Source organism: Segatella copri (assembly GCF_009494835.1).
Taxonomy (GTDB): domain Bacteria; phylum Bacteroidota; class Bacteroidia; order Bacteroidales; family Bacteroidaceae; genus Prevotella; species Prevotella copri_F.
The window spans coordinates 147220-160253 of record NZ_VZBE01000001.1 but is presented as its reverse complement, the minus strand read 5'-3'; the positions used below and the strand labels follow the sequence as shown (position 1 = coordinate 160253).

General features: G+C 47.1%; 9 protein-coding genes. 5 read left to right on the top strand and 4 right to left on the bottom strand.

What is annotated here, in order from left to right; translation table 11 throughout:
- Positions 1-14: 14 nt before the first annotated feature.
- Entirely contained in the window at positions 15-1508 is a 1494-nt protein-coding gene (locus F7D47_RS00615) for an MBOAT family O-acyltransferase (protein ID WP_153086441.1), read from the top strand.
- A 58-nt stretch (positions 1509-1566) separates the two neighbouring features.
- Positions 1567-2565 carry a thioredoxin-like domain-containing protein gene (locus tag F7D47_RS00610; protein WP_153086440.1) on the top strand — a complete coding sequence of 333 codons (999 nt, stop codon included), beginning with the start codon at positions 1567-1569 and terminating at the stop codon, positions 2563-2565.
- Between the two features lie 57 nt (positions 2566-2622).
- Here the strand turns inward: F7D47_RS00610 and F7D47_RS00605 are convergent, their stop codons facing one another.
- The 4 genes from F7D47_RS00605 to F7D47_RS00590 form a co-directional block, all read right to left on the bottom strand.
- On the bottom strand, positions 2623-3510 hold the full coding sequence (locus tag F7D47_RS00605; RefSeq protein ID WP_153086439.1) for an Rpn family recombination-promoting nuclease/putative transposase: 888 nt from the start codon (positions 3508-3510) through the stop codon (positions 2623-2625).
- A gap of 118 nt (positions 3511-3628) precedes the next feature.
- Entirely contained in the window at positions 3629-5815 is a 2187-nt protein-coding gene (locus F7D47_RS00600; RefSeq protein WP_153086438.1) for a C10 family peptidase, read from the bottom strand.
- Between the two features lie 16 nt (positions 5816-5831).
- A complete protein-coding gene (locus F7D47_RS00595) occupies positions 5832-7973 on the bottom strand; it encodes a M3 family metallopeptidase (RefSeq protein WP_437181634.1) in 2142 nt (713 codons plus the stop codon).
- A 63-nt stretch (positions 7974-8036) separates the two neighbouring features.
- Complete coding sequence (locus tag F7D47_RS00590; protein ID WP_153086437.1) at positions 8037-9176, bottom strand: MFS transporter; 1140 nt, start codon at positions 9174-9176, stop codon at positions 8037-8039.
- Positions 9177-9457: 281 nt separating this feature from the next.
- Here F7D47_RS00590 and F7D47_RS00585 point away from each other — a divergent pair, with 281 nt between their 5' ends.
- The 3 genes from F7D47_RS00585 to F7D47_RS00575 all read left to right on the top strand — a co-directional run bounded on the left by F7D47_RS00585 (position 9458) and on the right by F7D47_RS00575 (position 12534).
- The gene (locus F7D47_RS00585; RefSeq protein WP_153086436.1) at positions 9458-9871 is read left to right on the top strand and encodes a hypothetical protein; all 414 of its coding nucleotides are present in this window, start codon (positions 9458-9460) and stop codon (positions 9869-9871) included.
- A 165-nt stretch (positions 9872-10036) separates the two neighbouring features.
- Positions 10037-12160, top strand: coding sequence for a TonB-dependent receptor plug domain-containing protein (locus F7D47_RS00580; RefSeq protein WP_194252639.1), 2124 nt, complete (start codon positions 10037-10039; stop codon positions 12158-12160).
- Positions 12161-12204: 44 nt separating this feature from the next.
- Positions 12205-12534, top strand: coding sequence for a heavy-metal-associated domain-containing protein (locus F7D47_RS00575; RefSeq protein ID WP_153086435.1), 330 nt, complete (start codon positions 12205-12207; stop codon positions 12532-12534).
- Positions 12535-13034: the final 500 nt, after the last annotated feature.

Here is a 13034-nt window from a genome sequence, read left to right as displayed (position 1 = left end):
TTCAGAAAAGACAAATGAATTATTCAACATTCGAAATAAGTGCCTTGTGGCATTGGATAGAGCGGCTGTTTGTTTATCAGGCAGATTCTCCGCTGATGATGGGCAGCATTCCGTTTGCGCTGCTCTTTATCTTCTTCCTTGCCATTTATACCCTGCTCAAGAGCTATTCGCGCACAGCCATGATGATGTATGTCATCTGCTTCAGCCTTTTCTTTGCCTATAAGGTGAACGGAATGGTGATGTGGATGCTGCCGCTTACGGCTTGCATCAATTATGCCGTAACCCAGGAAATGAGACTGCATGAGGGAAAGGCACGCAAGGCGCTGCTCACCTTCGTAGTGCTTGTAGACCTGGCTCTGCTGTGCTATTTCAAATATACCAATTTCATCATTGGCGATGTAGTCAACGAGATGTTCAGCACCAACTTCTCCCTGCAGTCTATCGCTCTGCCTGTAGGTATCTCGTTCTATACCTTCCAGGCTATCAGCTATGCGGTAGATACCTATAAGCGCAAGTTTGACATGGAGGTAACGCTCCTGGAGTATTGCTTCTATCTCACCTTCTTTCCGCTGCTGATGGCGGGTCCTATCACCCGTGCCGCCAACCTGATACCCAGACTGAAACGAAACGAACAGGCTTCCAGCAGAATGCTTTGGACGGGACTCTTCCTCATTATGCTGGGACTGGTCAAGAAGAATATGCTGAGCGATTATATCGCACAGTTCAACAACTGGGTGTTTGATGCGCCGCAAACCTTCTCGGGTTTTGAGAATCTGGCAGCGCTCATCGGCTATCCTGTCCAGATCTTCCTCGATTTCTCGGGATACAGCGATATGAGTATCGGTGTGGCAGCCATCTTGGGCTTCTATCTGCCCGACAACTTCTATTTCCCTTACCGCTCGCTCTCGGTTACCGAGTTCTGGCGTCGCTGGCACATCTCGCTTTCCTTCTGGTTCCGCGATTATGTGTATATTCCGCTGGGTGGAAACCGGAAGGGAAAGGTGCGCATGTATTTCAACAACTTCCTCACCATGCTGGTGGCAGGCTTATGGCATGGCTCTTCCTGGATGTTCGTCATCTGGGGTGCTCTTCATGGTTTCGGACTTGTGGTGCATAAGTTCTTCAGCCGTCAGTTGGGTATAAGCATTCCCCGTACGCTGGCTGGCAATTCCCTCAGCTGGCTCATTACCTATTTATATATATGCTTTGCATGGTCGTTCTTCCGTGCCAAGGATTTGGGTGTGCTGGGGAAGATGTATGATAAGGTGGCAAATGATTTCAGTATCGATTATCTGGTGCCTTTCTTCCATGCCCGTCCTGCCTGGACGCTTTGCATCATAGGTGTCATGTTGAGCTATCTCTTTACCGAGCGCCAGTATCACCGTCTTCAGGCGCGGTTCATCCTCCTGCCTTGGGTGGCTAAACTGCTGCTCTTCATCATCTGTCTGCAGATGGTGGTGGAGGTTTCCCAGGAGAGTGTGCAACCGTTCATTTATTATCAGTTTTAGTTTCGATGGTTAATATTAATATATATATTTGAAGTAACAGACAAAACAGAAAAATTGTATGAAGAAACTATTATTCTTTTTGCTCCTGATGACGGCTGTCGTCGGTAGAGCACAGACTTCGCTTGACTTGCTGCCTGTAGGCACCGAGGCTCCCGACTTTACGATTACTGACAGTAAGACGGGTAAGAAAATCTTCCAGCTTTCAGATAAGAAGACTCAGAAGGATAAAGACGGAAAGACGGTTCCGGGTGTCTGGACCGTGCTCGATTTCTGGGCTTCCTGGTGTCCAGACTGCAGAAGAGACATGCCGATGGTGAAGGCTATCTATGACAAATACAATACCAAGATCCAGGTAGTGGGTGTTTCTTTTGATACCGACGAGGCTAAGATGAAGAAATATCTGGGCGATAATCAGTATAGCTGGTTGCAATACTGTGAGTTTAAGAAATGGAAGGAAACTAAGATTTCCAAGGATTATCATATCTCATGGATTCCTACCTCTTATCTGATCAATCCGGAAGGTAAGGTTGCATTCTCTACCGTGAAGGCGGAGGAGATGATGAAGAAACTGGATTCGCTCGACCAGGCTGGAGCTTTGAAACCTGCTCAGGTGCAGACTGCTCTCAAGAAGGTGTATAATGAAAGCATCGATCCGATGGCTCAGATTGATGAGGCTTTGGCTAAAGCCAGGAAGAATGGCAAGTTTGTTATCTGTCAGGTAGGTGGTAACTGGTGCCCATGGTGCTTGAAGTTTGCCGATTTTGTAGAGAAGAATGCTGCGGTCAACAAGATGGTGAATGATCATTTTGAATATATTCATGTGAACTACAATCGCAGAAAAACTGCCGGTGATGCGGCGGTGAAGAAGGCTGAGCAGCTGATGAAACGACTGAACAATCCTCAGCGTTTCGGATTCCCGGTCTTTGTGGTGCTCGATGAAACTGGAAAGGTTCTCCATATCCAGGATTCCAGTTTCCTGGAAGAAGGTAAGGGATATAACGAAGAAAAGGTGCTCAGATTCCTGAAGAGCTGGACACCTCAGGCTATTAAAGGATAAAGAAAGAGGGTGTGTCATTAACTTATGACACACCCTCTTTCGAGTGTTATTTGTAATTTATATCTCCGCTTTCAGCAGCTGTATCTCCTCTGCAGACAGTCCCGTTATCTCCAAGACAGTCGCTTCATTCATACCCTTTGCCAGCATCTTTCTTGCAATCTCAAAGTTTCGCTGGGTTATGCCTTTCTCCATGCCTTCTGCAATTCCTTCCCGCTTGGCGGTATCAACGGAATTTTTGATGTCGCGATAGGCCATCTTGCTGGCTTCATACTCACGCAACTCCTGCTGGGTAAACTTGGATATCTCGGCTTCTTCGAAAAGACGGTCAAAGACTTTGTCACATAACTCCTTAGGACGTTGGGTAAGTTTGTAGAGATTTTTCAGCGCATAAAGCCATTTGTCGTAAAGTGTCTCTAGTTCCTCTAGGGATTTGTCAAATTTAGCAATCTCAACATAGATGAATTCCAACTTATCGTAGAACACCTTGTGAGTGGCGGTATCGCAAAGCTGCACGCTATGGCGAATCTTTTCCTTTTCGAAAGCATCTTCATTCATGTCGAAGTTGAGCAAAGCAACTGTATAGACATGATTGAGTTTGAAATCCCAATCCTTTCCCTTTGGTGCTTGTTCACGGATAGGAAATGTGGAATAGAACAGAGAACGGTCCTTGAAGTAAGTCTGATAGGCATTCTGCATTTCAACGATAAACTTCTCTCCGTTTTCTCCTTCACAGTATACGTCAAAGATAGCCTTGCGGTCAGCATAGACATCGCCTACATGTTCAGGGTTCAGATACTTCACATCCTTAACAACCTGTTTGCCATCAAACAAGCTGTTGAGAAAACAAATCAGCAAATCCTTGTTCATTGCTGTTCCGAAAATCCGCTTGAAACCGAAGTCTGTAAGCAAACTGATATATCTTTCTTCTACCTGTTTCATAATCATCTGTTTTAAAATGCTACCGCAAAGTTACGACTTTATTTTCATATCAGCAAGAGTTTTCTGATAAAAGTTTTAAAAATGTTATGCCCACCAGTTCTTTATGGGAAACGGCAAGGGGCTGTTATTTGACAGCTACCTTTCTGCCGGCTACGATATAGATTCCTGGACGCAGGTTAACCTGGACAGGAACACCGGCTGAAACGGATACCTTGGTGATAAACTGGCCTCCGATACTGTAAACAGGAATCAACTTGGATTCTGCGGAAACAATCGTGAGTACACCGGCTGCAGAACTGATGCGGACGTTGTTCTGGGCGGTTATCTGACTGATGCCTGTACTCTCGCCAGCACCAATCTGACCAACCTTAAACTTCACTCCGTCCAATAAGATCTCGCCATTACGGTCGGTTACCCAAACATACATTTCATTTGCTGTCTGCTTTAATGTAATGGTGCGGGTTGTAGACTCACCTGCCGGTACACACATGTATTCCTCTGCGCTGCTTGAGCCTTCTTTAAAGGTTGGCTTCGTGTTGGTTTTGCTGGTGTAAACGTTTATCAGACCGAGATATTCGCGCTGGCTGTCATTCCTGATGGTAATATCAAACGAATTGTCCATTTTAAGCCGGATTGCCTCGTTGCTCTTTAATTCAGCCGAAAGTTTATTGCCATTCAGCGTAAGCGATGTGGCTGTAGCTTCCAGTTCGAACGGAACAACGTTCTCCATATAGGCACATACATCCCAGTTCTTACCATTATCAGTACTGTAGATTTCGTAAAGAACGGTGGCGCCGACAGGGAAGGCATAGTTGAGGTTGAAATTAATAAAGTCGAGTTCATATCCTTCCTCTGGATCCATCGCGTTAAATTTTAACTTGGAACTCTGCGTGATTGGCGTATATGAACCGTCATCTTTTCTGATACCAAGAGCAACTAAGCCTTCGAACTTATTGTAGGTAGGATTAGAAAATACAGGTGTAACCGTTAGCGAGAATTTCTCTGATGCATTCTTGCGCTCGCCCTTGGTGATGTTACATTTTCTGTAATCTTTATAGGCGTCAGCGTAAAGAGAATGCTCTTTTATCAGCGGCTTATCCTTGATTCCGTTGTCCGGCGCAATACCGATGATGATGGAGCAGGCGCGGTTATAGCCGTTAGCCGATGTGCCGGCACCTGTTCCACGGACTTCAGGGTCGAGGAGGGTGATGTCGAAGTATCCATCGCTGTGGCCTGACCAGCCCCAGTTGATGTGATAGAGACCTTCTCCGTCAGAACCATCGCAGACAAACTGGTGGCCGCTTTCATCAGAAGCAGCACCGCCATAGAGGATAGGGCGCTTGGCCTCCAACTCCCGGTCGAGAATCTCCTTCCATTCTGCCAGCGTATAGAATGAGCGGTAAACCTCCTGCAAGAGGTCTGCATCATAACCGAAATAGGTTGACATATCTTCTGGGAGTACCCATGCACCCGAAGAAGGTCCGTAATCCATCTGTACTGCCGCACCGCAATGGAACATCAGTTTGGCTACTGCATCGGCTTGAGTGGTATTATATTTTCCTTGGGTGTAGGTTGGGAGCATGTTGTCCCAGTCATAATTTTCACCCTTGCTGATGGCATTAACCTTGAGCTTATTTGTTGTGGTGGTATAAGCGGGAATGGTAGCCTTCAGCTCTTTAGGATACTGATAATACATCATCACCTGTGCCATGGCTGTAGCTACGCATCCTGTAGCACTCTGGCTAGAACCTCTATATTTAGGACACATCTTATTATAAGGTGTCAGCTGGTTCCAGGCAATATCTCCCAAGAGCGGCGCTATCTTTGATTGCTGATAACGGGCATCAGCCTTCAGCGCTCTCTGCTCAGCCAAAATCTTTCTGGCTTTGGCATCACCCTGGTTGAAGGCTGCAACAAACTTCTGATAAGCTTTCAGAAACGCTGCACATCCTTCTGTCTTCATCAGATTCTCAGAGTTGCCATGAGCCGAATAGCCCACAATCTCCGGCAGTTCATCATCGCCCGAAACAATGGTGAATCCTTTGTCTGCTCCGTTGTCAAAAACATAGTAGCTGGTAGCAGTCTCCGAAGAACTGCTACCTTCCTGCTGATATTGTTTTCTAGCCTTGCTTACCTGCTGCTGGTCCATTACGATGCCTTGCAGGGCTGCCTGGCGCTCGGCAATGGCCTGTGCCTGTTGGAAACTGCGAGGTCCTGCCCAGGCTAGAAGCTGAAAAAGCGTAAGGCCTACTACCAGTAGTGCCGTACGCTTTATCTTCAACTTTACTGAATGAAAGCTGGTCTGTTTCATATCGTAATTTTATGCATTACAAACCTCTTGCTTTCAGGAATCCGGAAGCATCTGGCTTCTCCATACCTGTAAAGTCGGTAAACATTTCCATCTGGTCCTTGGTGTTGCCACGGCTCAGAATCTTATCGCGGAATGCCTGACCAACGGCTGGATCCAAGGCACCATGCTTTGCAAAGTAGTCGGCGATGTTCACAGCCAGCACCTCTGTCCAGAGATAGCTGTAATAGCCTGCAGCATAACCGCCGCCCCATACATGGTTGAAGTATGATGTGCTGTAGCGAGGAGGAATCTGGGTGTTGAGCAAACCGATGTTGTGGAGCTCTTCCTTCTCGAAGGCGCCTGCCATATAAGGCGAAGGCACCTCTTCTTCGCTAATCTTGTGCCAGGCAAGGTCAAGACAGGTCGCAGCCAGATTCTCGCCCAGTGAATAAGCGGTCTGGAAGCTGATGCTCTTCAGCATGCGCTCCTTCAGGTCGGCTGGCATCGCAGCACCGGTCTCGGTATGACGGGCGTAATGGTCGAATATCTCCGGAATAGATGCAAACGATTCGTTAAACTGTGATGGCATCTCTACGAAATCGCGGGCAACAGCTGTTCCTGAAAGGGTATTGTACTTGCAGTTGGAAAGGATTCCGTGAAGCGCATGACCGAACTCATGGAACAGGGTAGTAACCTCATCCCATGTGATGAGAGATGGCTGACCCTCCGGTGCCTTGGCATTGTTGCATACATTATATATAATAGGCAACTGGCCGCGCTGCTTGCTCTGTTTGGCAAAGGCGCTCATCCATGCACCGCCACGCTTGGTAGGACGGCGGAAGTAATCGCTGTAGAAGAGGGCGATTGGCTTGCCGTTCTTGTCGCTTACCTCGAATACCTTCATGTCAGGGTGATAGGTTGGGATATCCTTGCGCTGCTTGAAGTTCAGTCCGTAAACACGATGGGCGGCATAGAACACACCATTCACCTGTACGCTGTCGATGTTGAAGTATGGCTTGATCTCATCATCGGTAATGTTGAGCATCTCCTTCTTCATCTTCGCAGAATAATAGAAGCGGTCGTATGGCTGCAGCTTGAAGTCCTTGCCCTCCGTCTTCTGGGCATACGCTTCTATCGCCTTGGTTTCAGCATCAGCCTTAGGAGCATATTCCTTGATGAGCTGCTTCAGGAAATCATCCACATTCTTGCTGTTCTTAGCCATCGTCTTTTCGAGCGCATAGTCGGCATAGTTGGCATATCCCATCAACTTGCCCTTCTCGGCACGCAACTTGGCAATCTCGGTTACGATAGGGAAGGTGTTGAATTTTGGGTTAGTACCATCGGCACGGTGGATGCTTGCCATATACACCTTCTTGCGCAATTCGCGGTTCTGGAGATTGGAAAGGATAGGCTGCTGGGTGGTGTTGATGATGACGATGCAGTAAGGTGCCTTGCCTCCGCGGCTCTCAGCATCTTTCTTGCATTGTGCAATGTCAGCATCGCTCAATTCGGCGAGCTCTTCCTTGCTGTTTACCCAAACCACGGCGTTGTTGGTAGCGGCAGGAAGAAGGTTGCCCCATTCCTGCTGTAACTCAGAGATGCGGGAGTTGATCTGCTTCATGCGCTCCATCTTCTCGGCAGAAAGAAGGGCACCTGAACGTACAAAACTCTTATAGATAACCTCAGTAAGGCGCTTGTCTTCGCCCTTGAGTTTCTTATATTCATTATCGTAAACATACTTGATGCGCTCGAAGAGTTTCTTGTTGAACGAAATCTCATTGTCGAGTTCGGTCAGCAATGGGGTAGCCTTCTTTTCGGTTTCGGCGATGCCCGGAGTCTTGTGGGCACTGGTGAGACCGAAGAAGATGTTAGTCACCTTTTCGAGCAGCGCACCGCTCTCCTCATAGGCGAGGATGGTGTTCTGGAAGTTAGGCTTCTTCTTGTTGTTTACTATCTTCTGGATGTTGGCACGCTGCTCCCTGATAGCCGCTTCGATGGCTGGCAGGTAGTCACTCTCCTGAATCTTGCTGAAGTCAGGAGCACCGAATGGAAGACTGCTCTTTGTTAAAAGAGGATTCTGACGGTTACCGCCCGCAGTCTGTGCGAGCGATGAGGCTGGCATCTGCAAGAGTGTTGCGGCCAAGCCCAGGGTAAGGAAAGTCTTGTTAAGTTTCATCATGTTTCTTTGTTTATTTGAAATTTGTTTTGCAAAGATAATCATTTATTTCGGATTATCGCATTTTTATTCATATTTCTTATGGAAAATCAGCAGACAGATGGCTCCTGCCAATGCCATCGGCACACCGATAAGGGCAGGGAAGTTGTATCCTAATCCCATCGCAACAGGAATACCACCCAGAAAAGCTCCTATGGCGTTACCCAGATTGAAGGCGCCCTGAATGCAGCAGCCGCCCAGCATTTCGCCACCCTTGGCATGCTTCACGATGAGGAATTGCTCAGGCGATCCGATTCCGAAAAGACAGGCGCAGCAGATGACCATCAGCACCACAGATACCCAGCCGATAGGGGCGAGGAAGAAGGTGAGCAGAAGTGCCGCTGCTGCCAGAAACTGGAGATAACAGGTAAAGCGGCCCGGCTTGAAGCGGTCGGCAAGCAAGGCACTCACCTGATTGCCTACTACCATTCCGCCGCCTGCAAGAATCATCAGCAGAGAGATGCTGGCTGCGCTGAATCCGCCTTCCATCTGAAGCAGCGGCGAGATATAACTGAACCAGCAGAGGATGCCGCCATTGCCCAGGAAGGTGGCGGCGATAATGAGCCACGGAGCCTTGTTGCGGAGGAAATGGAACTGTGCCTTCATACCGTTGTTTGGCAGTGCTTCTACATCCGGAACCCATCTGTGAATCATGTATAAGGTGATGAGTCCGAGTACGATACAACTGACAAAAGGTACTCGCCAGCTGAACATGTGACTCAGGAAGGTTCCCGCCGGCACACCCAGCAGATTGGCCACCGGCATACCTGCGCACATCATTGCCACGGCATTGGTTCCCTTACCCTCTTTGGCAATCTTCACCGCCACGATGGTACCCGTTCCGAAGTAGGCGCCATGAGGCAGACCTTCTATAAAGCGGGCGCAGAGCAAGAGCCAGTAGTTAGGTGCTACTGAGGCGATGACAGCTCCGAAAGTGATGAGCGAAGCCAGGAACAGCAGGATATTCTTGGGTCTGTATTTATGCATGAGAATCAACGAGAAAGCTCCGGCGCAGACGCCGAGTGCATAGATGGAGATGAGATGTCCTGCTTCTGGGATGGAAACGTTCATGTTGTGGGCGATGTCTGTGATGATGCCCTCGATGATGAATTCAGCGATGCCCAAGGTAAAGGTACCCAGCGCGAGTGCAAATAGTCCTTTTTTCATTTGTTCTTATGAGTCAATATTATCCTTAAAAAATAGTTTCTCTCTTATTTTATGTCTTTGTAAGACAATAGTTTCAGAAATTCGTGTGCAAAGTTACTCATATTCCCTTTATCCTGCAAGTTTTCTCGCAGGAATATAGTAAAGATTAACAGAAAGAGTGGGGGCATTCATGCTCATTCAAGAGCTGTTAAAGGTTATTAAATTATAGGGGTATTAAGTTATTGTTTTGATGGAAATGCTTAATTTTGCAACTTGAGAAAAGAAAGGTGCAAAAAATAGGTATGAAACGTTCGCTCAACATATTGATGGTTTTGATGCTCTCGCTCATGGTGGTTTACTTGAGCGTGGGTACTACCGTCATGCACTGCCTTCACTATGACAAGGTGATGGTGGGTATGGTGACTGACTGTTGCGTGAAACGTAGCATGCACCATGACTGTTGCCTAGGTAAGCTGGGCGCACAGGTGAACAAGCATTGCATGAAAGTGGAGATGGTGAAACTGTCGCCTACGGTCTCTATCCAACACTTGGATTTCGATGCAGTACCAGTGTTTGCAGGCATCGCGCCAGCCCTTTGGCAGACGTTGCCTCGTCCTGTTATCTGTAGCATTCAAAAGGCAAGATATTGGAATCTGAATGTTCCGCATTCGCCTCCAAGGGCTTATCTTGCCCTCCTTAACTTCCTGATTATTTGATTTTTCCATATTTGCAAATAGGTTGCAAAAGTTTTTCTATACTTTTGCAGCCAAGATTGTCGTATGCCTATCCCTATCAGTAAAATCTTAGGGTTGCATACATATATAAAATGGTAAAATCATCCGAAGCGAAGATTTAAGATTCGGATAAAAGGAAATATATTTATGTATTCAAGATATATATTGCTCAGTACCTTGCTGGTTATTGGTGCTGAGACTTATGCAAAAAATAGTAAGACAGAGGTTGTGTCTCTGTCATCATCATATAATAATTCTGTAGAAAATAACTCTGTAGATTCCTCCTCTCAGGATTCCATCTTCAGGGACGAGACCTTGCATGAGGTGAAGGTGGTGGCTCGCAAGTCGGGCACTTCCCGATTGGCTGGTGCCGTGAATGGCATCGCCGTGAACAAGGATGAGCTCTTCAAGGCGGCTTGTTGCAACCTGGGCGAGAGTTTTACGACCAACCCTTCGGTGGATGTGGCTTATAATGATGCCACGACGGGCGCAAGACAAATCAAACTCCTCGGTCTTTCGGGCACTTACGTACAGATGCTCACCGAGAATCTGCCGAATTTCCGTGGTGCAGCCATCCCATACGCTCTGGGCTATGTGCCGGGACCTTGGATGAAAGGCATTCAGGTATCGAAGGGCAGTGCTTCGGTGAAGAATGGCTATGAGTCGATTACAGGTCAAATCAACGTGGATTACTTGAAGCCAGAGGATGAGCAACAGGTGGAGGTAAACCTCTTTGGCGATACCAAGAGCCGAATCGAGGCAAACGCCGATGCCAACGTTCATCTGTCGGATAAGTGGGCAACGGAGATATTGTTGCATCATGAGAATATCCTCAAAAACCATGATGACAATGGCGATGGTTTCTATGATATGCCAGGCAGAGAACAATATAATGTACAGAACCGTTGGCTGTATAAAGGCAAGCACTACATCTTTCATGGTGGACTTGGGGCTTTGAAGGAGATTCGTACCAGTGGGCAGGATGAGGAACATGTTCATAGTGATGATATTTATCGAATCAAGCTCCATACCAACCGCTATGAGGGTTATATGAAACATGCCTTCATCCTCAATCACGAGCATGGTACCAATATTGCCTTCATGTCCTCGGCTTCGATGCACCAGCTCGATGCCCAGTATGGCAACAAGTTCTACGACCTCAATGAGAAGAATCTCTATGGCTCACTGATTTTTGAGACCAATTTTACTCATCAGCACAATTTGTCGGTAGGTTTGAGCGTCAACCATGATTACCTGGGACAGCGCGCCAATGTGAATGTTTCTCCAAGACCGGCAGTAGGGCTAGAAGACTCTCCTTACCTTTTGTCGGAGATGCAGAGAATGAACGAGAAGGAGACGACTCCAGGAGCATACGCCCAATATACCTATACGTTAGGCACGAAGTTAACAGCGATGGCAGGTGTCCGTTTCGACCATAGTTCGCTTTATGGCAGCTTCTTCACCCCTCGTTTCCACGTGAAGTATTCGCCTGTCGATGCCATCAGCATCCGCTTGTCAGCAGGTAAGGGCTATCGCACGGTATTTGGCTTGGCAGAGTACAACTATCTCTTGGCGAGCGGCAGGGAGTTTCAGATTACGGGTGATGGACTTAAGCAAGAGGAAGCTTGGAACTATGGTATGAGTACCGCTTTCTACATCCCGATGTTTGGCAAGACACTGAAATTGAATGCCGAGTATTACTATACCGACTTCAAGAATCAAGCGGTGGTGGATTATGATGCCAACAAGGGGCTTATCTCCATCTGCAATTTGATGGGCAAGTCTTATTCGCACACCTTCCAGATAGATGCCTCTTATCCATTGCTGAAGGGCTTGGAGATAACAGCGGCTTATCGTCTGAACGATGTGAAGTGTACCTACGATTATGGCAAAATCTTGAAAGAAAAGCCATTGACCAGCAAGTATAAGGCGCTCTTCACGGCTTCCTATAAGACTCCACTTGGCCTTTGGCAATTTGATGCCACCGTGCAGTTGAATGGTGGAGGCAGAAATCCTGAGCCTTACCAGTTGGCAGATGGAAGCCAGTCATGGTCTCCTCGTTTCCATAGCTTCGGACAAGTGAGTGCGCAGGTTACGAGATGGTTCCGCCATTGGAGTATCTATGTGGGAGGAGAGAACCTGACTGGTTTCAAGCAGAAAACTCCTATCTATGGTGCCGGCAACCCATGGGGAAGCGATTTCGAGCCAACCTTGGTTTGGGGACCTGTAGAGGGCAGGATGTCCTACGCAGGAGTGAGAGTACACTTTTAATTGAAAATGTTTAAAGTTGAATGATTAAAGCAAATAGAAAAGTTATGAAGAAGATTTTAGTAATGTTCATAATGATGATGGTGGCAATGGTAACCTTTGCCAAGGACATCAAGACCGTAGTGTTCACCACAACCCCACAGATGCACTGTGCGGCTTGTGAGAATAAGATCAAGAGCAACCTTCGCTTCGAGAAGGGAATCAAGAGCATTGAGACTTCTGTGCCAGACCAGACGGTCACAGTACAGTATAATGCCGACAAGACAACCCCAGAGAAACTCCAGAAAGGTTTTGAGAAGTTTGGCTATAAGGCTCGCATCCTGAAAGATGGCGAGAAGGTTGAGAAGAACACTGGGGAGAAGTGTGACTTGATGTAATATACCTGCTTCTAATTTGATAGAAGCTTAACCATTGGCATGCAGGAATCCCTGCGTGCTATATGGTGCTTATCATAAAACACATTCGTTCATTTCATTAGTCCGTCAATGAAATGCTTAGAATCTGCAAACTTCATATGTCGAGCGTTTCAATTGCATATCATGATGAACAATAGTCACGAGACAATAAGTGATAAAATCGTGAGGGATAACCCCAAATCGTGATGGATAGCGTGATGGATATTTCCGTTTTTGAAGTATCTATCACGCTATTCAAGTATCTGAATATTAGTATATTAAGATATAGAATGGATACAAATCGTGATGGATGATAGATGATTACATAAAACTTATTCACGAATACGGCTGCATCGGGTTACAAATACGGCTGCATCGGGTTACAAATATGGCTGCGTCGGGTTACGAATATGGCTGCGTCGGGTTACGAATATGGCTGCGTCGGGTTACGAATATGACTGCATCGGGTTACGAATATGACT